The following is a 23,597-nucleotide window of genomic DNA, read 5'->3' on the forward strand; positions in this document are numbered from 1 at the left end:
GGGGTTTAGTGGAAGGCCAGGAAGTACATCAGCCCGATGTTGACTGCGAGCAGCGGGATGGCGGTGCCCACCTGTGCCGCGATGACGCCGTATTTGTTGTCCATTTCGAGCAGCGCGGACGGTACCAGGTTGAAGTTGGCGGCCATGGGCGTGCACAGCGTCCCGCAGAAGCCGGCGAGCATGCCGATGGCGAAGACAATGGCCGGGTCGCCGTGGAAGGTCTGTACCAGGACGGGCCAGCCGATCGCGGCCGTCATGATGGGGAACGCGGCGAACCCGTTGCCCATGAGCACGGTGAACAGGAACATGCCCACGCAGTACACGACCACGCCGGCGATCAGCGAGCCCTTAGGAAGCAGCCCGGAAGCGAGCGTGCCCACAGCAGTTCCTACGCCCGCTTTGGTGAAGAGGATGCCCAGCGTGGTGAGCATTTGCGGCAGCAGCGCGGCCCAGCCGATCGATTCGAGGATGCGGCGGCTTTCGAAAATGGGCGTCGCCGGGTTCTTGGGCTTGAGGATCAAAAGGGCGACGACGACGGCCGCCACGGCACCGATGGCCAGGGCCACCAGGGTGGTGTTCTTGGGATCGAGCAGCGGGGTGCGGCCGATCACCAGTACCGGCGCAGCCAGCACCAGGATCACTGTAACCAGGGGCAGCGTCAGGGCGGGGATGAAGAGCTTGTTGCCGAAGCGCTTGGCGAAAGCCTCCCGCTCCGGGCCGGTGGTGGTGCGGTGCTTGCCGTGGCCCAACAGCCCGGTGGAGGCCAGGACCACCAGGACCAGGACGGCGATGCCCAGGATCCAGCCCGGGGCGGTGCCCGCCTGGACCCAGGTGCTATAGAAGAAGCACAGGCCCAACAGGCCCCAGAAGGCCGAGCTGCCCCAGCGGCGGGGGTGGTTGGTGTCGGCGGCAATCAAGGATGCCCACGCGACAAAGAGAATGCCGATCAGCCAGTAAACCGCTTCAACGTTGATCATTTGGCTTCTCCTGCGGTTTCCTTCTGGGCGGTGAGCTCGTACTCGCGGTATTCCTTGTCCAATTGCTTGTCCAGGCGCAGCAGCCTGAACCCGTGGATGAGGAAGGCTGCGATGGCGGTGGGGATGGCCCAGAGCGCCAATTGGAGCGGTTCCAGGTGCAGGTGGTAGGTGGTGTCCACGAACGTGGTGATCAGCAGGATGGAGCCGACGGCCACGAAGACGTCCTCACCGAAGAAGACCCCCACGTTGTCAGCGCCTGCGGAGTGGCCCTTGATCTTCTCGCTGATCTTCTCCGGCACGTGGCCGTAGCGGCGCAACGCTGCGCCCTCTGCCATTGGGAACACCAGCGGGCGGACGGTCTGGGCGTGGCCGCCGATGCTGTTCAGGCCCACGGCGGCGGTAATCTGGCGGACAGCCAGGTACCCGATCAGGACGCGGCCCGCGGTCAGCTTGGCAAGGCGGCCGATGAGGATCTTGGCCTGCTCCTGCAGCCCGAAGAACTCAATGATGCCCACCACCGGCAGCACCGCAACGAAGATGGTGACCGAGCGGCTGTTGGCGAATCCGGTGCCGAACGAGTCGAGGATCTGTGCGGGGTTCATGCCGCCCAGCAGTGCCGTGACAATGCCGGCGACGGTGACGACAATCAGGGGGTTCAGGCGGATGGCGAAGCCAACGATCACCAGGAGCACCCCGATGAGTACAAGCATGGTTATCCCTTCCCAGGGGACCCGTGACGGGTCTGCGAAAGTGGGGGCCGGCGCGTCCGTGGCCCGGTTGAAGGGTTGGGCGGCGCCGAGGGGCGGGAGCCCCGGTCACGTCAAAGCTGCAGGTTTTAGTGAGCTGCAGAACAACGGTGTGATTTACAGCATACCGTTTTGTTCAACAATCCTACAACCCCTCCCGGGGAAAAGTTTTGGCTACCGTTCGACGGCGGCGAGCAGCTGCGCCTCGGCGCGGTCCAGGTAGGCGGCCAGGAAGTCCGCTGCCGCGGCCAGGTTCCCCGCTTCCAGAAGCTCCACAATCTTGGCGTTGTCCTCGACGTACGGCTCGTGGAAGGCCGGATTGGCAGCCATGGAGTGGAATACCAGCCGCATTTCGGCCAGGACCTGGTCCATGAGGCTGTTGAGCCGCTCACTGCCCGCGCGGTCCACGATGGCACGATGGAAGTCCTGGTTGGCGCTGGCCATGCCGGAGATGTCCCCCTCTGCGGCGGCGGCCCTCGCCGCTTTGATGATTCCCGACAACCGCTCCATTGACGTGTCCCCCGCCCACAGCACCGCCGCGGGCTCCAAGAAGCGGCGGACGCGGTAGATCTCCCGGACGTCGTCCGCCGTCGGATGGGCGACAAACACTCCGCGGTTGGGGATGCGAGTGACGATATGCTCCGCGTGGAGCGCGGTGAACGCCTCCCGCAGGGTATTGCGGGACACGCCAAGGGCCTCGCACAGCGCTTCCTCGGCGAGCTTGGAGCCGGGCTTCAGCTTCCCGGCCTCGATGCGGCTACGGAGCTGGGCCGCCACCCAGAGGCCCGTTTCGGCGTGCTTAGTGGTCTTGGCCTGGGCTTGGAGATCGGCAAGCACCTCGTCAAACGTCATGGCACCACGATATCGGCCCGGACCCGGGCCACCGCGCCAGCATCGCCGCTTACCCGATGCTGGTGAGGACCTGACCGGGCGCGACGGCGTCCCCCGCCGCTGCTAACTGCTCACCGAGCGTACCGGCCCGGTGGGCTGCAATGGCCGTCTCCATCTTCATGGCTTCGAGCACTAGCACCGTTTCCCCTTCCGCGACTGACGCCCCGGGCTGGGCCAGCCACTTCACTACGGTGCCCGCCATGGTCGCCAGCAGATCGCCGTCGTGCTTCTCCGCGGCAGTCTCCGCGCCGTTGTCCTGGGCTCCGGTAACGGGAGCTCCGGAACGTGGCCGTGCGCCGCCGTCGAGCAGTGCATCCAGCAGCGTCTTGGGAAGTCCCAGCTCCATCCGCTTGCCGTCCACCTCGATGCCGATGGTCCGGCGGGGTTCCTCCGGCGCCGCCGGGCTGAAGGCTGGGTCCGCAGCCAGGGCCGTTGCGAACTCGCTCTCGATCCAAGTGGTGTAGATGTCCAGCCCATCGGCGCGGGTAAAGTCCGGGTCCTCGAGCACGGCCCGGTGGAGCGGCAGCACGGTGGCCAGGCCTCCGATGCGGAACTCCCGCAGGGCCCGGCGGGCGCGGCGCAGGGCCTGCTGCCGGTCCGCTCCGGTGACCACGAGCTTGGCAAGCAGGGAGTCGAACTGCCCCGGCACCACAGAGCCGGCGCGGACACCGGTGTCTACGCGGATCCCCGGCCCGGTGGGCACTTCGAACTCCGTGACAGAGCCCGGGGACGGCAGGAAGCCCCGGCCCGGGTCCTCGGCGTTGATCCGGAACTCGAACGAATGGCCCTGTGGTTCCGGGTCCTCCAGGATGGGAAGCTTCTCCCCCGCCGCGATGGCCAGCTGGGCGGCCACCAGGTCCACGCCCGAGGTCTCCTCGGTGATGGGATGCTCCACCTGCAGCCGGGTGTTCACCTCCAGGAAGCTCAGGAAGCCCGAGCCGTCCAGCAGGTACTCCACGGTGCCTGCACCCACGTATCCGGCCTCGCGGCAGATCGCCTTGGCCGAGTCGTGGATGGCAGCACGCTGTTCGGGGGTGAGGAAGGGCGCGGGCGCCTCCTCCACGAGCTTCTGGTGGCGGCGCTGCAGCGAGCAGTCACGCGTTCCCACCACCACCACGTTTCCGTGCGTGTCCGCGATGACCTGGGCTTCCACGTGGCGGGGGCGGTCCAGGAACTTCTCCACATAGCACTCACTACGGCCGAAGGCGGCCAGGGATTCACGCACCGCCGAGTCAAAGCTTTCCTCGATGTCGGCCTGGTTACGGACCACCTTCAGGCCCCGGCCGCCGCCGCCGAAGGCAGCCTTGATGGCAACCGGGAGGCCTACCTGTTCAGCAAAGGTCCGGACTTCGGCGGCGCTGGCCACCGGACCGTCGCTGCCCGGGGCGAGGGGGGCGCCGGCGCGGACGGCCACCTCGCGGGCGCTGACCTTGTCGCCCAGGAGCCGGATGGTCTCCGGCGAAGGGCCAATCCAGGTCAGACCCGCGTCGATGACCGCCTGGGCGAAGGTGGCGTTCTCGGACAGGAAGCCGTAGCCGGGGTGGACGGCGTCGGCACCGCTTTTCTCGGCGACAGCAAGGATTTTCTCGATGTCCAGGTAGGTTTCCTGCGGCTTGGAGCCGTCCAGCGAGTAAGCTTCGGAGGCTACGGAGACGTGCAGCGCGTCGGCGTCGGGATCGGCGTAGACGGCCACGCTGTCCAGGCCTGCATCGTCGCAAGCGCGGGCGATCCGGACGGCGATCTCGCCGCGGTTGGCAATGAGGACTTTACGCATGGGAGGTTTCCTTAAGTATTTCGGGCAGGTCAGCCGGGAGCGCCGCAGCGGCGAACCGCACGTGGGTGCCTGGGGGAAGTTGTGCCGCTTTGTCCAGGTCCGCGTGGACGACGACGGCGATCACCGGGTATCCGCCGGTCACCGGGTGGTCTGACAAGAACAGGACCGGCTGGCCTTCCGGGGGCACTTGCACAGCGCCGCGGACGGTTCCTTCGCTGGCAAGTTCGCCGTCCCGGCTACGGGTGAGCGCGTTGCCTTTCAGCCGCAGCCCGATCCGGTTCGATTGGGATGTGACCGTCCACTCCTGGGTCAGGAAGTCCTGCAGCGTTTCGGCGCTGAACCAGTCCTGCCGGGGTCCGGGGACCACGCGCAGCACCGTGGCCTGGGTTTGGTCCGGGAGGGGCGAGATTTCGGGGTTGCCCACGACGCTGCCCGGCTTGGGGGTTCCCACGGTCAGGACAGTGCCCGCTTGAAGCGGTTCGGGGCCGATGCCGGACATCGTGTCCCTGGAACGGCTGCCCAGGGCTTCGGGTCCACCGAGTCCGCCGCGGACACCTATATAGGAGCGCAGACCCGCAGTGGGAGTGCCCACCGTGAGCTGCTCCCCTGCCAGGAGGGCGAAGGGGGCGTCGCACGCCGGCTGCCGCATAGCGTCCGGCCGCTCATCGCCGGCCTGTTCGTCGTCCGGGCGCGTGACCGCCAGCGGAACGGCTGCTCCGGTGACAGAAATGACCTGGTCGCTGAGGGCAACAAGTTCAAGTCCGCCGAAGAGGAGTTCGATCCCGGCGGCGTCCTCCGGGTTGCCCACTAAGCGGTTCGCGCGACGTAGCGCTCCGAGGTCCATGGCGCCGGCGCTGCTCACGCCGAGCGCTGCGTAGCCCGGGCGGCCGAGGTCCTGGATGGTGGCCTGCAGCCCGGGCTTGCGGACGGCGAGGCCTTCGGTGGCTTGCTCTTCGGCCGCGGCGTCGCTGGGCTTGGGCTGCTGCTTATTCACGTGCTGCTGATTAACGTTCTGTGGAGCCACCGCGGCCTGGGCACGGACGGCGTGGAACCGGACTGTATTGCCGGGACGGATCAGCGCAGGGCTCTCCCGGCCCAGATCCCACATGGCTGCATCGGTCCGACCGATCAGCTGCCAGCCGCCCGGCGACTGCCGGGGGTAGACCGCCGAGTAGGCTCCGCCCAAGGCAACAGCGCCCGCAGGAACAGCCGTACGCGGCGACCGGCGGCGCGGAACCTCCAGGCTGGAATCCTCGCCCGTGAGGTAGGCAAAGCCCGGAGCGAAGCCGGCGAATGCCGCGGTCCACAGCTGGCCTGTGTGGGCTGCCACCACTCCCTCGCGGCCCAGCCCGGTGAGGGCCGCCACCTCGTCCAGGTCCTCGCCGTCGTACACCACATCGATGGTGACCAGCGTGCTGTCAGTTTCCGCGGGGGCCGCCAGGTCCAAGCCGCGTACATGTGCGGCCAGTGCCTGTATCGCCTGGGTCGAATCCGCTGTGATGAGGACTGTTCCGGCGGCGGCGATGACGTCGAACTGGCCCGGCTGCGGGTGCGCGGTGAGCTGCGCCTGGAGGCTGAGGACGGCCTGGAGGGACGGCAGCTCCACCAGGATGGCACGGTCACCGGCGGCCCTGATCCCGGTCAGGCCGGCGGGCGCGCCGGCTTGAGGTTCGTGCTGCTGCATGGTCATGGCTAGGCGAAACTCCGGATCTGTATGCCGGCGTCCAGCAGTGCCGCGCGGACCGCGGCGGCCATGGCCACGGCCCCGGGGGTGTCGCCGTGCAGGCAGATGCTTTCGGCTTTGACCGGGACCAAGGAGCCGTCGATGGCTCGGACCACGCCGTCGTTGGCCAGGCGCAGGACGTGCTCGACGACGTCCGCCACCTCGTGGAGCACGGCCCCGGGTTCGCGCCGGGAGACCAGGGTGCCGTCCGGATTGTAGGCGCGGTCGGCGAACGCCTCGGCCACGGTCCGGAGCCCGGCGGCTTCGGCCTGGTGCTGGATTTCGGAGTTCGGCAGCACCATAAGGGGCAGCGTGGGGTCCACGGCCCGGACGGCGGCAACCACGGCGCCGGCCTGCTGCGGATGGTTCACGATGGTGTTGTAGAGGGCCCCGTGCGGCTTAACGTAGCGGACGGCGGTTCCGGCAGCGAGGGCCATCGCTTGGACTGCGCCGATCTGGTAAACGACATCTGCGGTGAGCTCAGCCGGGGTCATGTCGACGAAACGGCGGCCGAATCCGGCCAGGTCCCGGTAGCCAGGATGGGCGCCGACGGTGACGCCGGCCTTCACGGCAGCCTGGCACGTGGCCATGATGCCGACGGGATCGCCGGCGTGGAAGCCGCAGGCGACGTTGGCGCTGGACACGCTTTCAAAAATGGCGGCGTCGTCGCCGAAGGACCAGTTCCCAAAGGACTCGCCTACGTCGCTGTTCAGATCGATGCTGGGCATTGTGATCTCCGTCTCGGTTTGGTGTCCTTCAAGGATGCCCTAAAACCGACGATTGTTCAACAATCTCGCGACGGGGGGTCTGGTTATCGCTAAGGTATCTGCGCGAATTCCTCTCGGGATGCCAGGAACGCATGCCCGGTGCTCGCTTCCCGGCAGGTAATCCCCTTCTCCTGGGACTGGCAGCTGAACGTCCCGACGTGAATCTCCTGGCCGTATTGGAGGACTCTTGTAAAGACGGAGGCGTTCACTTCCCCGTAAGCCCCCGGGGTCGGGGTGATTTTAGGGTTAGGCAGGACATAGAGACCCTGGTTCCAGCACTTCGCCTCAACCACGCCCTCGGTGGTCAGTGAGATAAATGGCCCGTTGCCCCGCGGATCGTCACAGCGCGGCAGGTTGGCGACCACCGACTGGGCTTGGCACCCAACCACATTCGCGTTGTTGTTCTGCAGCTTGGGGTAGTCGTTGAGGATGCCGCACAGCAGGTTCCCGCTCGGTGACGCGAAGTAGTAGCCCGCGAAGTAGTCGCCAAAGCCTGATTCCGAGCGGTAGTCCTCAGCATTCACGGCGCTGAACGGCCCCGGGGAGGGCACGGCTCCGTCCGGCGCGGAGGGCACGGTTGCGTCCGGCGGGGAGGGCACGGCTCCGTCCGGCGAAGTGGTCCCCGCGCTAGCGCTCGTGGCCGAAGGGTCCGGTGCTGGCGCCGCCGTCGCCCTTGCTGTGGCCGTTGCGGTGGCGGCGGGCTGGTCGGCCGGGGCTGCGCTATTGACCTGACCGGACACTAGGTTCGGGGCCAGGAGTACGCATGCCGCGACGGCCGCTGCTGCAAGCCCGGCAGCGGCGAAACGCCCCCAATGGCGTTTGGCCGGTGCGCGGTGGAAGTCATGAACGGAGCCGCCCGCGGCGATGTGGGTGATTTCGGAATTCACGAACGACAGGGAACGCTGGCGGCTGCGGGTCAACTCCTCCTCAGTGATCGTGAGAGCAGGATCGGCGGCTGCAAGCAGATCGGCGGCGGATTGGTCCGGGCGCATTCTGTTGCTCATTCTGCTGCTCCTTCTGACACTGTCTGTTGCTGAAGTATTCGGGTGAGTTCCTTGCGGGCCCGGTGTAAACGCATTCGCACAGCGGCCGCTGATGTGTTGAGCAGTTGGGCCACTTCGCCGGCGGAGAGTCCGTCCCAGTACGTCAGCAGCAACACCTCCCGGTCTTTCGGGGCCAGGCGGTCGATGCTTTCCAGAACGGCGGATTCCTCGGCGGGCTCATGGATGCGCTGCAGCTGCAGGGCTCCCATGAGCCCGGCAGCCCGGGACAAGGACCTGTCATGGTTTCGGAGCACGTTCTTGGCCACCCCGAAAAGGACGATTACTGAGAGATCATCGCTGTGTCCGGACTTTTCCCAGACAATCCTGAAAACCTCCGCGCACAGGTCCTCCGCGGTGGCGGCGTCGTCCGTCCTGCGCCGAAAATAGCGGTAGATACGGTCGTGGGCCGCTGTGTGAACGGCCAGGAACCGGTTTTCCCTCTCCCGATCCACACGTTCCCCCATCGTTTGCAAGCTCATGCCCTGTTAATGTCCGGCAGCGAACAAACTGTAACGGGAATCTTGGAGAAATCTGCGCACGATAAAAAGATTGCAAAAAGGTTGCCCATCAGAGCGGCCACGACTTAGGGAGCTGCGGAGGCGACCAGGCCGTACTCAAGGCCAGCCTGTCCTGACGCAGCGCGTCGCCGAGACCAAGGCTGCCTTTCCGTCAGTTCGTGAGGGCACCCTCCAGCCAGGACCTCAACGCGGGGGCGGGAGCTGCGCCGGCCTGCCGCGCGACAATCTTGCCGTCGACGATGACCATCAGCGTTGGCACTGCCTGAATGCCGAACCTGGCGGAGAGCTGCGGTGAGTGGTCGACGTCGACCTTTACGAGCTTGATCTGCCCCGCGCGTTCGTGCGCCAACTGGTCAAGCACCGGGCTCACCATCCGGCAAGGTCCGCACCACACCGCCCAAAAGTCCACGAGCACCGGAACGCCGGACCGTTCGGCGATCTCGGTAAAGTCGTCGTCGCCGGCCTCAACAACCCAGGGCGGCTCCCGGTGGCAATTGCCGCAGCGTGGCCGGCCCTCGGCGACGGCCGGCACGCGGTTGGATTTGCCGCAATGCGGACATTGGATGATGGCCTTGTTCATGAGGCTCCGGCCCCTTCGAGCTCCATCGCACTGTAGTCAACCACTAGTTCCCCTCCGGATGCGGTCACCGTGACCGCCCCTCCTTCCGCGATGCTTCCACGAAGCAGGGCCCGGCCCACCTGCGTTTCCACCACATGGGAAATATAGCGGCGCAACGGCCTGGCTCCATAGACCGGGTCGAAGCCGCGTTCGGCTATCAGAAGCCGCGCTTCCTCGGTCAGATGCAGCTCTATTTGCTGCTCGGCCAGCCGCTGCCGCAGCTGTTGGAATTGCAGATCAACGATGCGCTCGATTTGCTGCAGTCCGAGGGGTGCGAACAGCACTGTATCGTCCACGCGGTTCAGGAACTCGGGACGGAAGTGCGCCCGGAGTTCACCCATCACCCTGCCCCGCGCCTCCTCGGTGATCGCCCCGCCCTCTGCCGAGCCTTCCAAAAGATACTGGGAGCCGATATTTGAGGTCATGATGATGACGGTGTTGCGGAAATCGACCGTGCGGCCCTGCGAGTCCGTAATCCGTCCGTCGTCGAGGACCTGCAGCAAGGTGTTGAAGATGTCCGGATGGGCCTTTTCCACCTCGTCGAACAGCACCACAGAGTACGGCTTCCGGCGTACCGCTTCCGTGAGCTGCCCTCCTTCGTCATAACCGATGTAGCCGGGAGGCGCTCCCAGCAGCCGGCTCACGGTGTGGCGCTCCTGGTACTCACTCATGTCCAGCCGGATCATCGCGCCCTCACTGTCGAACAGCGCCGCGGCCAGCGCCTTGGCAAGCTCGGTCTTCCCGACGCCCGTCGGGCCGAGGAAAATGAAGGAGCCGATGGGCCGGCGGGGATCGCGGATACCGGAGCGGGCGCGGATGATGGCGTCCGACACCGCGCTAATTGCTTCTTCCTGCCCCACGACGCGGGTGCGCAGGATTTCATCCAGGTGCAGGACTTTTTCACGTTCGCCCTGCTTGAGCCGTGCGACCGGTATGCCTGTCCAGGCCGCGACGATGTCGGCGATCTCGTCCTCCGTCACCACCTCGCGGAGCAGGCGTTTCTCGCCTTGTTTCGCGGTCAGCCGGTCCTCCTCGGCGGCCAGCCGCCGTTCCAGGTCGGCAAGCTTGCCGTAGCGTAGCTCCGCGACGCGGTTAAGATCGTAGTTCCGCTCGGCTTCCTCCGCGTCCTGCCGCACCCGCTCCAGTTCACTGCGGATTTCCTGCAGCTTGTGAATCGCTTGCCGCTCGGCCTCCCATTGTGCCCTCTTCGCGTCGGCATCGGCCCGAAGGTCCGCCAATTCACGCCTCAATTCCTCGAGCCGGGTCTTGCTGGCAGGATCGGTCTCCTTGGAGAGTGCCGCCTCCTCTATTTCGAGCCGCGTAACCTTCCGGGTGAGTTCATCCAGTTCCGCCGGCATCGAGTCAATTTCCGTACGCAGCCGGGCGCACGCCTCGTCCACGAGGTCAATGGCCTTGTCCGGAAGGAACCGGTCAGTGATGTACCGGTGGGACAGGGTAGCCGCAGCCACCAGGGCACTGTCCTGGATCCGTACGCCGTGGAAGACCTCAAGCCGTTCCCGCAGCCCGCGGAGAATGGAAATGGCGTCCTCGACGTCGGGCTCGTCAACCGTGACTGGCTGGAAGCGCCGTTCCAACGCCGCATCCGACTCTATGTGTTTCCGGTATTCGTCGAGGGTGGTGGCGCCGATCATGTGCAGCTCCCCGCGGGCCAGCATTGGCTTCAGCATATTCCCGGCGTCCATCGACCCCTCTGTCGCCCCCGCCCCGACGACGGTGTGCAGCTCGTCAACAAAGAGCAGGATCCTGCCTTCGGCCGCCAGCACCTCGGACAGTACTGCCTTCAACCGCTCCTCGAACTCGCCGCGGTACTTGGCACCCGCCACGAGAGCGCTCATGTCGAGCGAGAAGATGGTCTTGTTCTTCAACCCTTCCGGCACATCCTGCCGGACGATCCGCTGGGCCAGTCCCTCGACAATGGCGGTCTTGCCGACACCAGGCTCACCGATGAGCACCGGGTTGTTTTTGGTCTTGCGGGAAAGTATCTGCACGACCCGCCGGATTTCCGCATCGCGGCCGATGACAGGATCCAGTTTTCCGGAGCGTGCGTCCGCCACCAGATCGCGGCCGTACTTCTCCAGCGCCTCGTAGGTCTGCTCCGGCGTCGCCGACGTGACGCGCTGGTTTCCCCGCACCTGGGTCAGGACCGACAGGAACGCCTCACGGGTGATCCGGTGTTCAGCCAGCACCCTTCCGGCCGCAGTGGACCGTCCTTCCTCCGCCAAGGCCACGAACAGGTGCTCCACGGAGACATACTCGTCCTTGAGACGCTTGGCTTCACGTTCGGCGGCGTCCAGGAGTGCGCCCAGCCTTCGACTCACATACACTTGGCCCGGTGCCGCTCCCGGGCCGGTGACCTTTGGCTTGCGCCTCAGTTCTGCTTCCACGGCAGCCCTCAGCCCGTCCACATCCACCTGCATCCCCGCTAGCAGCCGCGGGACAAGGCCATCTTCCTGCTCCAGCAGTGCCAGCAGCAGGTGTTCGCCGTCGGTCTCAGTGTGCCCGTTGCGTCCGGCGATCCGTTGAGCCTCCGCCAAGGCCTCCTGCGATTTTTGCGTCAAGCTCTCCATGTTCATCGTGAAGCTGTCCCTTCCACCTGAGTAATTTCAACCAGTCGTCGTTCAAGGGAATCGACCCGCACCAGCAGGTCCAGTACGAGCGGGATTGCCGCGTAGTTCAGCGACAGTTCCGAATGGAGTCTCATGACACGCGCTATGAGTTCGGGGGCCCCGAGGCTGAACCAGGGTCCGCCCGGGGCGTTTCCGCCGAGCGGCCGAATCAAATCCAGGTCTACGAACCGCATGACGACGTCGGGGTGGACCCCGCTGCTGCGTGCAACGGCCTCGAGATTCAGCCGCCATGGATAGGCGAGCGGATAATTTCGGCTCATAGGAGCCCCTCCCTCGGGTGGAAGTCGGATACGGCGGCAAGCTCCTCGTATAGCTTGCGCACCTTGCTGCTCAGCCGCGGCGGCACCATGACGCGGATCTCCGCGTAGAGGTTTCCCGGCTGGCCCCTCCGGTCGGGCATGCCCTGACCTCGCAGCCGAAGTCTGCGCCCGCTGGAAGAGCCCTCGGGAATGGTGATGGTGACCGGTCCCGCGGGCGCGTTGACCTTGATCTTGGCCCCTAGAGCGGCTTCCGACGGCGTGACGGGAAAGTCGAAGTGGATGTCCCGCCCCTTGAGGCGGTATCTGGCGTCCGGCTGGATGCGCACCGTGAGGGACAGGTCGCCCGGCGGACCGCCTTCACGGCCTGCCGCGCCCTCCCCCACGAGGCGGATGCGCTGGCCGTCCAGCACACCAGGGGGTACGTCCACTTCGTAATCCCGCGTTTCGCCGCCCGGCTGGGCCAAGCGGACGGTGCGCCGTCCGCCACGGATCGCCTCTTCGAGGGTCAGCCGAAGCTCGGCTTCATGGTCCGCCCCCTGCGCCGGGCCGGCTCCCTGCTGACGGAACCAGCCTCCGAGCAGGTCCTCCCAGTCGACGTCGCCACCCATATTGACGTTGACATTGCCGTACCCGCTCCGTCCCGGCCCTGGGCCGGGCCGAGGGCCGCCAGCACCCCAGCGCGGAGCGCCTCCAGCCGGACCGGCACCGCTGTACTGTCGGAAATCAGCTCCGAAACGGTCGTACCGCGCCTTCGTTTCGGGATCCGAAAGAGTGCTGTAGGCCTCGCCGATTTCCTTGAACCGGTCGGCGGCGTCCGGCTCGCGGTTGACGTCCGGATGATATTTTCGCGCCAGCTTGCGGTAGGCGCGCTGGATCTCCTGGGGGTCGGCCGTCCGGGAGAGGCCGAGAACGGAATATGGGTCCTTAGCCACGTTCAGCATTCACCGCCCGGCTCACAACGACGGCGGCCGGCCTGAGGGTGGTGTCCGGACTGCCATAGCCCGGCCGCAGTACAGTCAGCACAGTCCCGGGAGGAGCCTCGTCCGTTTCGGAGACACTGACCACTTCGTGAATCCGGGGGTCGAAAGGGACGTTCTCGGCGTCGATCCGCAGGAAGCCCAGGCGGGCAAGAGTGTCTATGGCCTGGGACCGAATGGCGGCTACGCCATCAGCGAGCGCATCTCCGTCGGACGGTGCGTGGGCCAAGGCCAACTCGAGATTGTCCAGGACGGGCAGCCACGCCAAAGAGACCGCTGCACGCTCCTGCGCCCTTAGCTGTGCCCCGTCCCGGATGGCGCGCTTTCGCGCATTGTCTGCATCAGCGAGCGCGCGGCGCCACTGGTCCTCCATTTTGGCCAGCGCATCCGCGTGCGCCTTCGCGTCGGCTTCCCTCTCATTGGGTGCGGCGGTCTCATTGGGTGCGGCGGCTTCAGCCCCATCACCTCCTGGATGGACCTGTCCAGCCGGCCCCGCCTGCTCGCTCATGGCCGTTCTTAGCCACGGTCGAATTCTGCATCGACGATGTCATCGTCCTCTGCAGCGGTGAACCCGCCGGGCTGAGATGAGGCTCCCGGAGCTGCCCCTGCAGTGGCCCCGGCGGCAGCCGAGGCACTTAGTGCCGCCTGTAGCTGCTGAAGCTCGGAAATCAGCTCCCGCGCAGTGCCAACATCCGCCTGGTTGCTGACGGCGTCGCGAGCCTGGCCTACCAGCAGCTCCGCGCGGGCCTTGTCGTGCACCGGGACTGCATCGCCGTGCTCATTCACGGCCCGCTCAACGCGGTATGCCGCCGCATCGAGTTCGTTGAGAGTGTCGATCCGCTCCCGGTTCTTCAGGTCTTCGCTTCTGTGGGAATCGGCCTCGGCAATCATGCGTTCGACTTCCTTGGCGTCGAGGTTTGAGCCTTCGCTGATAGTGATGCCCTGTTCCTTGCCCGTGTCCTTGTCACGGGCGGTGACGTTCAGAATGCCGTTGGCGTCGACGTCGAACGTGACTTCGATCTGCGGTTCGCCCCGGGGCGCGGGCCGGATATCGGTCAGCTGGAACCGGCCCAATACCCGGTTATCCGCCGCCAGTTCCCGCTCCCCCTGCAAGACCACCACGTCCACCGCCGGCTGGTTATCGTCAGCCGTGGAGAACACCTCGCTGCGTCTGGCCGGGATGGTCGTGTTGCGCTCGATGATCTTTGTCATCACGCCGCCCCGCGTCTCGACGCCCAAGGAAAGTGGCACAACGTCCAGGAGCAGGACGTCCGAAACTTCTCCCTTGAGTACGCCGGCCTGGATGGCCGCACCGATGGCCACGACCTCATCCGGATTGACGCTCATGTTGGGATCTTTGCCGCCGGTCAGACGACGCACGAGGTCCTGTATCGCGGGAATACGGGTGGAGCCGCCGACCAAAATTACTTCATCGATGTCGTTGGCCGTAACCTTGGCGTCCGTCATGGCCTGCTTGACCGGCCCCATGGTGCGTTCCACCAGGTCATGGGTGATGTCTTCAAAAACGGACCGCCGAACTGTGGTGGTCAAATGCTTTGGGCCCGTGGCGTCGGCAGTGACGAAGGGAAGGTTGACCTGGGCCTGGGTCACGGAACTGAGCTCCACCTTCGCTTTCTCGGCCGCCTCGAACAAGCGTTGCAATGCCTGTGCGTCCGAACGCAGGTCGATGCCCTCCTGCTTTTGGAATTCGTCGGCCAGGTAGTCGACAAGGCGGCGGTCAAAATCGTCTCCGCCAAGGTGCGTGTCGCCCGCCGTGGAGCGGACCTCCACAACCCCGTCCCCCACGTCCAGCAGGCTCACATCGAAGGTTCCGCCGCCAAGGTCGAAAACCAAAACCGTCTCATGTTGACGTTTATCGATGCCGTAGGCCAAGGCCGCTGCAGTCGGCTCGTTGATGATGCGAAGTACTTCCAGCCCGGCGATCCTGCCCGCGTCCTTGGTGGCGGTGCGCTGTGCATCGTTGAAGTATGCAGGCACCGTAATGACGGCCTCCGTCACTTTTTCGCCCAGCTGCTTCGCCGCGTCGTCCACCAGCTTGCGGAGGACGAGCGCGCTGACCTCTTCGGGTGCCACCTTCTTGCCCTGAACCTGGAAACGCGCCACGCCGTTGTCATCAGCTACAACGTCGAAACTTACGGCCTTGGCTTCATCAGTTATCTCGTCATAGTGCCGGCCGATAAACCGCTTGGCCGACGTGATAGTTCCTTTGGGGTTGAGAATCGCCTGGCGGCGTGCCAGTTGCCCCACCAGCCGTTCCCCGCTGTCCGTGTATGCCACAACCGAGGGCGTGGTACGGGCTCCTTCTGCGTTGGGTACAACCCGGGCTTCCCCGCCTTCCCAGACGGCGATCACTGAATTGGTTGTTCCAAGATCAATTCCTACTGCTTTGGCCATGACTCGCTCCGGTCCTGGGGGCGCGCGTTGCAGTCATCTGGCGACGTCCGCCCGAGATTCCACCGCATGATTCCGTGCCCTCTCCTGAGGGGCCGCGAGGCACAGAGGGCGTTGTCATGTGGCCTTATAGGGTCGAGTCTGCCCTTTACCGGGAAATGACGGCATGACCTCCCGGGTCCAAATATCCATAAGCAAACTGACCTATCAGAATAGGTTTCACAGGCGTAGTGTCGAAAACCTGGGATGACGGGGATCCGCCGCCACGCATCTCGCCCACGAACGACTCCCTCAACTGCGGACAGAGACCGGCAGGTAACCTGGATGTTCGATCGACCAACGGCTGAGGCGATTCTCGGTAAGGCCACACAATCCGTGTCAGCACTGGGATTCTGCCATGTGGGAGCTTGCTATCTGGTGATGGACGGTCACTTGCTTCCGGTCGCGAACCTGATGCCGACCGCCCAGCACCACGACGACCCCCAGGTCGAAGGAACGGATACCAAAGGTACATCCACCGGCCCGGGCTGGCGTTACGCGCTTTCGACTTTTCGCGACAATGGTGAGCTGAATGGCTGCCTTGTCCTGCATGCCCGCACGGCTCCGAGTCCGGCGCAGATGATCGAGCTACGCGCAATAGCTGCGCCATCTGCCCCCGGCGCAGTCGAGGAAGCAGCAGGACCACACCAGCGGGCGCACTCGGCCGCAGTCTCCGATGCCCCCGAGGTGGCGGAGCTGGACGATCGCGTGCGTATCCTCTCGGCAACGGTACTGCAGCTCGAAACCCGAACGTCGATCCAGAACGCACTGAATGGCGCCCTTACCGCCCCGCTTGGTCAAATGGGCTCCCGCGAGTCCCTTCTGGCGGAAGTGCTGTCGGTGCTGACTGGACGCTCTGTCTGCACTGAGGACGGATTCGGCAATATCCGAGCCGCCGTCGGTACCAAATCCGGACGTCCGTACCCCCGGCCCAGCCCGTCGGACAGGTCCCGGACGGCGCAGCTCTGGCTCGCCTTCGGATTGCCGGTCCAAGAACCCCGAGGGCTCGTGGCGCTGGTTCTGCCGGCCACGGACGTGCTTGGGGCAATGTGCTTGGTCGAGGACGGCAGGCCTTACACGGCCGACGACGTCTTCGCCTTGGAGTATGGAACGCGGCTCCTGCAGGTTGAACTCTCGCACCGCCGCAGCATCGCGCAGCTTGAACTGAAACTGGGGCGCGACCTGGTGTTTGAACTCGTGTCCGGACTGGATGAAGAGACCGCGGTCTTGCGGGCCGAGGCATTGGGATACGACATCAGGGGGCCGCAGCACGTCATTGTTGCTCAGTGGCAACCGCCAAGAACGGACGATACCGTGGCGGTGGCGCTGCGCAGGACACTGCGCGAACTCCAGATCCCTGCGCTCGTGTCACGGCATTCGGACACAACACTCGCTGTAGTTACGGGAGAGCCGCTCGACACGGAACTCTTTACCATTGCGGCACGGACGCTGCGCAGCGCCACCGGAGCTGTGGGCATCGGAGGTCCGAGCCGGGATGTCACACAGATCCCACGCTCATACGCAGAAGCCCTGCGTGCACTGCAAATCCGGGTACATTCCACCGACCCCTACGGGATCACCCGCTACGACCAGCTGGGGATCTACCGAATCCTTGACATGCCTGGGAACGAAACCGACCTCTCCGGCTATGTCGAGGAGTGGCTCGGCGCACTCCAGGGCAACGATGCCCGCCGGGGATCCGATCTGGTGCACACTTTGGCGCAGTTCCTGGATCATGGCGGCAACTACGACGACACGGCGGTCAGCCTCGCCATTCACCGGAGCACCCTGCGGTACCGGCTGAAGTCCATCCGTCAGATCACCGGTTTTGAACTAGGTGACCCCGAGACCCGCCTCAACCTGCACGTCGCCACCCGTGCCTGGCGCCTGCGGGCCGCGCGGACGAACTGAGCCCTTGCACCGCCCAAGTTGACCTGTCGGACTCAAATTCTGGCTGTTTTTCGGCGTGCCGGGGCCATGCGGGTTTGGTGGCAACGGCGGAGACTCAGACTGGTACATGTGGCCATCGACATCCATAGAAGGCGACGGGACTCCAATGAGTATGAGCAGACCAACGGCCACCGAGAGCGAGGCCCCGCTCCCGCCGCCAGGGCGCAGCAGGAGGGCATGGTCCGCGATTCTGGGAGCAGGATTACTCATTGTCGGGTCAGCATGCACAGGGCCACCACCGGCTCCGGCAGCGCAATCCTCCAGCGCCGACGGTTCCAGTTCCACAGGGGACCTTTCAGCCGTGCCGGGGATCGTGAGAGAAGTCGAGCCTTCTGTAGTAACGATTCAGACCTCCGGCGGCATTGGCAGCGGCGTGGTCTACCGGAGTGATGGCACCATCGTCACCGACGCCCACGTCGTGGAGGACCAGCAAAAGAAGCCGTTCAAGACTGTCCAGATCCACTTCGCGGACGGATCCCAGGCGGTAGCCACCGTCGTCGGTGTCGACGACCCCACCGACGTGGCAGTGGTGAAAGCTGACCGCAACAACCTCCCGGCCGCCAGGTTTCCGACAACGCTTCCGATAGTTGGACAGCTGGCGGTTGTCATTGGCAGTCCGCTGGGGCTGGAAGAAACCGTCACGGCCGGCATCATTTCCGCCCTCCACCGCAATATGCCACCGTCGGAGGGTTCGCCGGGACTTATCGACCTCATCCAGACCGACGCGCCTATCTCCCCGGGCAATTCGGGCGGAGCAGTGGTCAACAGCAAATCCGAGATCATCGGGCTCTCAGAAGCCTATCTGCCGCCCAGCTCAGGGGCCGTGTCGATCGGGTTCGTGACCCCCGCCGCGACGGTGACCGACGTCGCGGACCAGATACTGAAGAGCGGCGTGGCCGCGCATGCCGTCCTTGGGATTATTCCGACCGACATTTCCCCTGAGGTGGCAAGCCGCTTGAGTCTTCCCAGAACGTCTGGCGCGCTGGTTATCGAAGTTGCCCAAGGCGGACCGGCAGCCAAGGCGGGGCTGCAGCCAGGAGACATCATCGTCCAGTTTGACGGACAAAAAATCGCCAATGTGACCGACCTTCTGGCGGCCATACGCAAGAAAGAACCGGGACAGCAGTCCGATGTCGAGTTCCAGCGCGGGCAGGAGACGAAGTCAGTAAAAGTCACGTTGGACAACACTGCGAAGCGATAGATCCGTTCGAAGGTTCAGGCCAGCAAGTTTACGAATGCACCATTTCCAGAAACAGAGGTTTGGCTATGTCTGACGCACTGGTACAACAATTATTCAAGGGATCCGGAACTGCGTTGATTGTTCGGGGCATCGCGGCCGTTCTATTCGGCATTTTGGTTGTCGTCTGGCCCGGGGTCTCCGTACTCGCGCTCGTGGTCCTCTTCGGAATTTACGCCATCGTTGACGGCGTCACGAATATCGCGCACTACGTCAAGCGCAAGGGGCGCCGGCCCGTCTGGCAAATAGTGGGCGGCGTCATCTCCGTATTCGCGGGTCTCGCCGCATTGGTCTGGCCGGGCATCACTGCCCTCTCGCTGGCGTTCGTCATCGGCCTGTGGGCGGTCATTCTGGGTGTTTCCCAGATCGCACTTGCCTTCGAAGTTAGAAAGACCGTCGGACAATGGTGGCTCTGGCTGATCACAGGTGTCGTCACTCCTCTTTTCGGCCTCTTTTTGGTCGTTCTTCCCGGCGCGGGCATCCTGAGTCTCCTGGGCCTGCTCTCATCCTTCGCAATTCTCTTCGGAATTCTCCTGGTCGTTTCCGGTGCCGGGCTGCGCAGGCTGGGCGGCAGCTCGGGTGCGCGGCTCTCGATGGGCTAAAAACCGCAACGGCCGGACAGACAGGAGCCGCTATGCTTCCCGGGATTCCTGATCCGCATCTGGCACGGGTTCGTCCCGTTCGGGTGCGCACACCCCAAGGCTGCGAGGAATGCCTGGCTTTGGGCACTCCCTGGGTTCACTTGCGTCTATGCCTTACCTGCGGCCACGTCGGGTGTTGTGACGCTTCACCCATGCGGCACGCCAGGGCTCACGCCACCGAGTTGCACCCCATCGTTCGTTCCTTCGAGCCCGGTGAGGATTGGCGTTGGTGCTACCCCCATGAGGCATACGTCTAGAACGCGGGAGGGCGCGATCCACTGATGGAACCTGCAGCACAATCGACGTTGACCGAAACGCCGGATCACTCCGGCGCCTATCCGCGGCTCGGCCAGGCCCAGATCGAGTTGCTAGGCCGTGTCGGCACCAGGCGTGCCACTCACGCCGGGGAAGTCCTCATACACGAGGGACAGGTCGACGCTGACTTCTTCGCCATACTGCAGGGCAAGGTACTGGTCGTGGAGGGGCTGGGCGCCGGGGACAAACAACCTGCTGAGCCCGGCCCGGGCACACGGATCCTCGAAGTTCACGGTCCTGGACGTTTCCTTGGGGAACTAGGCCTGGTCGAGGGGCAACCGGCCTTTTTCAGCACGGTGGTCGGCGAGCCGGGTGAAGTGCTGCAAATCAGCGGAGACGACCTGCGCCGTGTGCTCCTGACGGACGCCGCGATCGGTGAGACGATCCTGCGGGCATACCTTCAGCGCCGGATCCTCCTGATCAGCGCGGGCGCGGGCATCCGCATCGTCGGGTCCCGTTTCAGCCGTGACACCCTTCGGATCTTGGAATTTGCAGCCGCCAACCGCCTGCCCCACCGACTGGTCGATCTGGAGGATGACGTGCAAGCACAGGCAATCCTGGAACAGGCAGGGGTCCTCACGAGTGAGCTGCCCGCAGTGGTGCTCACCGCTGCGCAGGTCCTCAAAAACCCGTCCAACGCGGATCTGGCGTTCGCCCTGGGCCTGCGGGTGGTGAAGGAGCATTCTGCCTCGTACGATCTCATGGTGATCGGGGCCGGACCCGCAGGCCTGGCGGCCGCAGTGTATGCGGCGTCCGACGGGTTGTCAGTGGTCCTCAAGGAAGGCTTTGCGATCGGAGGGCAAGCCGGCACGTCATCACGAATCGAGAACTTTCTCGGCTTTCCCTCCGGAATATCCGGCGGGGAACTCACTGAAAGAGCAGCCATTCAGGCTCGGAAGTTCAGAGTCCAGATCAACGTCGCCTGCCGGGCAAACACCATCACGTTCCGGGACGGTGAGTTCCGCGCCGAGTTCGACGAGAGCGGCCCCGCCTCCGCACGTGCCGCCCTGCTCGCAACCGGGGTTCGCTACCGCCGCCTGCCGGTCCCGGGACTGGAGGAATACGAGGGGATCAGTGTCTTCTACGCGGCCACTGTCCATGAAGCCAGGCTCTGCATGTCGCAGCCGGCGGCCGTAGTCGGTGGCGGAAACTCGGCGGGTCAGGCCGCTCTTTTCCTCGCTGGCATGGGGACGCCCGTGCGGTTGGTGGTACGCGGGGACGACCTCCGCGCCGACATGTCCGGATACCTCGCCGATCGAATCGATGAGCACAAGGGAATCGAGGTGCTTCTGGGGGCCAACATCGTGGGCGTAGCCGGTTCCGGCGGCCTTGAAAGGATCGTGGTCGATCTGCGAGCGACAGGCGAACAACGCATCTTCGACTCCCGGTACCTCTTTGTTTTCATCGGCGCCAAGCCGCACACAGCATGGCTGCAGGGCACCGTCGCGCTGGATGACCACGGCTTTATCCTTACCGGGGCTGACCTAGCAGACTTCCCTCCCGAGTTCAGCCATCTGCGGCGCAGACGACTCCCCTTGGAGACCAGCGTGCCCGGAATGTTCGCGGCCGGTGACGTCCGGCATGGATCGGTGAAACGCGTAACGGCTGCCGCCGGTGAAGGCTCAACGGCAGTGGCAATGATCCACGAGCACCTGCGCCTCCTCCGGGAGGGACCGGCGCGTTCGTGAAGGACGACCTCTTCAGTCGGGACGGCGCTAGTACTCAGCGCGCTGCACTTATGGGTGACGCAGGCCCACTCCGGCAAGGACCTCCCGGTACCCCTCCCGAAAGGTCGGATAGCGGAAGGTGAAACCGGTGCCGCGCAGCAAGGCGTTGCTGCACCGCTTGTTGCCGCCGCGGGCCTCGCCGGCATCACCGATGGGCGGCTCGCCAAGGCCAAGCTCTGCCGCCAGAAAACGCAAGACCTCGCCCAGCTCGGCCGGCTCGTCGTCCACGCCCACATAGACCGGGGACGGTACATCCTCCATCGTGCACAACCAGACGATAGCGGCTGCGGCGTCGTCACGATGGATACGGTTTGTGTAGTGGGAAACATCAGGAATGACGGCCGAGCCGGTACGGACCTGGTCGATGAGCCGCGTGCGCGCCGGCCCGTAGATACCACCCAGGCGAACAACTACGGCAGTGGACGAGGTTCCGTGCAGACGGTCAGCCAGAAGGCCTTCGGCCTCAAGAAGGACGCGCCCTGAGAAACGGCCAGGTGCCGGCGTCGTACCTTCGTCCACCCAACCGCCGTCGGCGTCACCGTAGACGGCGGTTGAGGAGACGAACAAAACACGGCGCGGCGTCACGCCGTCGCGCTCAAAGGCGTCCAGGACATGCGCAAGTCCGTCCAGGTAGGCCGAGCGGTAGGCAGTCTCCGTAGGCGAGTCGGCGGCAACAGCAACGACGACGGCGGTGGTGTCCGCCGGGACTTGCGGAAGGCCCGGGGACCTGAGGTCCGCCGCGACGCCCTCGATTTCAGGCGGAAGTTTCGCGGGTGTGCGCCGCCAGCCGACCACTCTGTGCCCGGCAGCGGCGAACCGCAGGCCGGCTTCGGTGCCCAAATCACCGCACCCGGCCAGAAGGATAGTCATACCCGTCAGTCTATTTGTCGCGGGAATCTTAGCTGACTTTCTCCCCGCTTCCAGTGAAAGAGGAAGCCCGCCGGCTGATGGAGAGATGGTCCGGGCGATGGTCCGGCTCCGCCGCCGCAGGCTTAGACTCAAGGAAGATCGCGGTGGAGGCGAGGAGATGATGCCCAGGATGCGCGTTTCAGCACGATCGGATCCGCGGCAGGCAGAGTCTTTTTTGGGTGGCCGAGGGATGTAAGTCCAGTGCGCGTCCTTATCTCCGGAGCCAGCATCGCCGGTCCCACCGCGGCCTACTGGGTTTGCCGTGCCGGTCATTCGGTGACGGTCGTCGAGCAGGCTCCCGGTCCTCGCACGGCGGGCGGGCACGCGGTCGATCTGTTCAGCCCCGCCCTGAAGATCCTGGACCAGATGGGAGTCTTGCCCGGGGTCCTGGCGAAGGAGACGGGAACCACCAGCGGAACCTTCTTCGCACCGGGTTTGAAACGGCCGGTCGAGGCGGACATCGAAAGATTCGTCCACACCATCGCCGAACGTCACGTCGAGATCATGCGCGATGACCTCAGCGCGATCCTGACCGCTGCCACAAGCAACGACGTCGAATACCTCTTCGGTGACTCCATCACCGTGCTCTCCCCGGACACGGGGGAGGTCAGCTTCAAGCACGTCCCGCCCCGGACATTCGACGTGATTATCGGAGCCGACGGCTTGCACTCAAACGTGCGCCGCCTCCTATTCGGGCCGGAGGAGCAGTTCAGCTCGTTCCTCGGTGCCTACTTGGCCGTCTTCTCCCTGCCCAAGATACTCGGGCTCGACCGCCGCATCTTGGCCTACCTCGACGTCGGCCGGCTCGCTGCCACCTACAGTGCCCGACACCTGCACGACGCCCGGGCCCTTTTCCTGTTCCGCACAGAACGCCCGCTTGCCTACGACCGGCACGATGTTCCCGGTCAAAAGAACCTGCTCCGCGACGCCTTCACCGGGCTCAACGCCGAGGTAGACCGCTGGCTGGAAGAACTGGAGCACACTGATGCCTTTTACTTTGACGCGATCACCCAACTGTCCCTGGACACCTGGTCCCGGGGCCGGGTCACGCTCGTCGGCGACGCCGGGTACTGCCCCGGGGCAGTGGTGGGCGGCAGCACAAGCCTCGCCATCGTCGGAGCCTACGTCCTTGCCGGTGAACTCGCCCAAGCCGGCAACGATTACGCGCGCGCCTTCTCGGCCACCGAACGGGAAATGCTGCCCTACGTGCGCGGCAGCCGCTCCCTCGCCCGGCACACGGCACGGATCCTTATCCCCGCAAACCGGGCACAGGTCTGGACCCTCATCCACGGCACGCGGCTGATCTCCCACCTGCCCCCGGTACTGGCCCGGGCCGCCGCCGGATTCAGCAACCAAGGCCTGCGCCTTGCCGATTCAATGAAGCTCAAGGACTACAACGGGCCACCGGCTCTGGAATAGGTCCT

The 23,597-nt window shown here is 65.0% G+C and carries 21 protein-coding genes; 6 read left to right on the forward strand and 15 right to left on the reverse strand.

What is annotated here, in order from left to right; all coding sequences use genetic code 11:
• Positions 1–5: 5 nt before the first annotated feature.
• The 14 genes from L0B83_RS06525 to dnaK all read right to left on the reverse strand — a co-directional run bounded on the left by L0B83_RS06525 (position 6) and on the right by dnaK (position 15,358).
• Positions 6–977, reverse strand: coding sequence for a DUF979 domain-containing protein (locus tag L0B83_RS06525; protein WP_234757601.1), 972 nt, complete (start codon positions 975–977; stop codon positions 6–8).
• Positions 974–1,687 carry a DUF969 domain-containing protein gene (locus tag L0B83_RS06530; protein ID WP_234757602.1) on the reverse strand — a complete coding sequence of 238 codons (714 nt, stop codon included), beginning with the start codon at positions 1,685–1,687 and terminating at the stop codon, positions 974–976. Before L0B83_RS06530 ends, L0B83_RS06525 begins: the two co-directional genes overlap by 4 nt.
• A gap of 210 nt (positions 1,688–1,897) precedes the next feature.
• The gene (locus L0B83_RS06535) at positions 1,898–2,575 is read right to left on the reverse strand and encodes a GntR family transcriptional regulator (protein WP_234757603.1); all 678 of its coding nucleotides are present in this window, start codon (positions 2,573–2,575) and stop codon (positions 1,898–1,900) included.
• A 49-nt stretch (positions 2,576–2,624) separates the two neighbouring features.
• Positions 2,625–4,388 carry an acetyl/propionyl/methylcrotonyl-CoA carboxylase subunit alpha gene (locus L0B83_RS06540; RefSeq protein WP_234757604.1) on the reverse strand — a complete coding sequence of 588 codons (1,764 nt, stop codon included), beginning with the start codon at positions 4,386–4,388 and terminating at the stop codon, positions 2,625–2,627.
• Entirely contained in the window at positions 4,381–6,072 is a 1,692-nt protein-coding gene (locus L0B83_RS06545; protein WP_234757690.1) for a 5-oxoprolinase subunit B/C family protein, read from the reverse strand. The genes L0B83_RS06540 and L0B83_RS06545 overlap by 8 nt, the downstream gene beginning before the upstream one ends.
• Positions 6,073–6,080: 8 nt before the next feature.
• A complete protein-coding gene (locus L0B83_RS06550) occupies positions 6,081–6,839 on the reverse strand; it encodes a LamB/YcsF family protein (protein ID WP_234757605.1) in 759 nt (252 codons plus the stop codon).
• An 89-nt stretch (positions 6,840–6,928) separates the two neighbouring features.
• Positions 6,929–7,882 (reverse strand): hypothetical protein, encoded by a 954-nt coding sequence (locus L0B83_RS06555; RefSeq protein WP_234757606.1) that lies wholly within the window; start codon positions 7,880–7,882, stop codon positions 6,929–6,931.
• Positions 7,879–8,400: an RNA polymerase sigma factor gene (locus L0B83_RS06560; protein ID WP_234757607.1), complete on the reverse strand. Its 522-nt coding sequence runs from the start codon at positions 8,398–8,400 to the stop codon at positions 7,879–7,881. Before L0B83_RS06560 ends, L0B83_RS06555 begins: the two co-directional genes overlap by 4 nt.
• 190 nt (positions 8,401–8,590) lie before the next feature.
• On the reverse strand, positions 8,591–9,019 hold the full coding sequence (gene trxA, locus L0B83_RS06565; protein ID WP_234757608.1) for a thioredoxin: 429 nt from the start codon (positions 9,017–9,019) through the stop codon (positions 8,591–8,593).
• Positions 9,016–11,652, reverse strand: a complete 2,637-nt coding sequence (gene clpB / locus L0B83_RS06570) for an ATP-dependent chaperone ClpB (protein ID WP_234757609.1) — start codon at positions 11,650–11,652, stop codon at positions 9,016–9,018. The genes trxA and clpB overlap by 4 nt, the downstream gene beginning before the upstream one ends.
• The gene (locus L0B83_RS06575; RefSeq protein ID WP_234757610.1) at positions 11,649–11,966 is read right to left on the reverse strand and encodes a chaperone modulator CbpM; all 318 of its coding nucleotides are present in this window, start codon (positions 11,964–11,966) and stop codon (positions 11,649–11,651) included. Before L0B83_RS06575 ends, clpB begins: the two co-directional genes overlap by 4 nt.
• A complete protein-coding gene (locus tag L0B83_RS06580; RefSeq protein WP_234757611.1) occupies positions 11,963–12,898 on the reverse strand; it encodes a DnaJ C-terminal domain-containing protein in 936 nt (311 codons plus the stop codon). The genes L0B83_RS06575 and L0B83_RS06580 overlap by 4 nt, the downstream gene beginning before the upstream one ends.
• A complete protein-coding gene (locus L0B83_RS06585) occupies positions 12,891–13,451 on the reverse strand; it encodes a nucleotide exchange factor GrpE (RefSeq protein ID WP_234757612.1) in 561 nt (186 codons plus the stop codon). Before L0B83_RS06585 ends, L0B83_RS06580 begins: the two co-directional genes overlap by 8 nt.
• Before the next feature lie 8 nt (positions 13,452–13,459).
• On the reverse strand, positions 13,460–15,358 hold the full coding sequence (gene dnaK / locus L0B83_RS06590) for a molecular chaperone DnaK (RefSeq protein WP_234757613.1): 1,899 nt from the start codon (positions 15,356–15,358) through the stop codon (positions 13,460–13,462).
• Positions 15,359–15,775: 417 nt separating this feature from the next.
• Here dnaK and L0B83_RS06595 point away from each other — a divergent pair, with 417 nt between their 5' ends.
• From L0B83_RS06595 to L0B83_RS06615, 5 genes are all read left to right on the forward strand, one after another.
• Positions 15,776–17,305: a PucR family transcriptional regulator gene (locus L0B83_RS06595; RefSeq protein ID WP_234757614.1), complete on the forward strand. Its 1,530-nt coding sequence runs from the start codon at positions 15,776–15,778 to the stop codon at positions 17,303–17,305.
• Between the two features lie 352 nt (positions 17,306–17,657).
• On the forward strand, positions 17,658–18,545 hold the full coding sequence (locus L0B83_RS06600; RefSeq protein ID WP_234757615.1) for a S1C family serine protease: 888 nt from the start codon (positions 17,658–17,660) through the stop codon (positions 18,543–18,545).
• Between the two features lie 65 nt (positions 18,546–18,610).
• Positions 18,611–19,183 carry an HdeD family acid-resistance protein gene (locus L0B83_RS06605; protein ID WP_234757616.1) on the forward strand — a complete coding sequence of 191 codons (573 nt, stop codon included), beginning with the start codon at positions 18,611–18,613 and terminating at the stop codon, positions 19,181–19,183.
• A gap of 32 nt (positions 19,184–19,215) precedes the next feature.
• Positions 19,216–19,479, forward strand: coding sequence for a UBP-type zinc finger domain-containing protein (locus L0B83_RS06610; protein ID WP_234757617.1), 264 nt, complete (start codon positions 19,216–19,218; stop codon positions 19,477–19,479).
• A 24-nt stretch (positions 19,480–19,503) separates the two neighbouring features.
• Positions 19,504–21,225, forward strand: a complete 1,722-nt coding sequence (locus L0B83_RS06615; protein ID WP_234757618.1) for an FAD-dependent oxidoreductase — start codon at positions 19,504–19,506, stop codon at positions 21,223–21,225.
• A 48-nt stretch (positions 21,226–21,273) separates the two neighbouring features.
• On the opposite strand, the gene L0B83_RS06620 is transcribed toward L0B83_RS06615, so the two are convergent.
• On the reverse strand, positions 21,274–22,134 hold the full coding sequence (locus tag L0B83_RS06620) for an SDR family oxidoreductase (RefSeq protein WP_234757619.1): 861 nt from the start codon (positions 22,132–22,134) through the stop codon (positions 21,274–21,276).
• Between the two features lie 240 nt (positions 22,135–22,374).
• Between L0B83_RS06620 and L0B83_RS06625 the strand changes: the two genes are divergently transcribed.
• Positions 22,375–23,592, forward strand: coding sequence for an FAD-dependent monooxygenase (locus tag L0B83_RS06625; protein WP_234757620.1), 1,218 nt, complete (start codon positions 22,375–22,377; stop codon positions 23,590–23,592).
• Positions 23,593–23,597 lie beyond the last annotated feature (5 nt).

The organism is Arthrobacter alkaliphilus, assembly GCF_021483235.1.
In the GTDB taxonomy this organism is placed as follows: domain Bacteria; phylum Actinomycetota; class Actinomycetes; order Actinomycetales; family Micrococcaceae; genus Arthrobacter; species Arthrobacter alkaliphilus.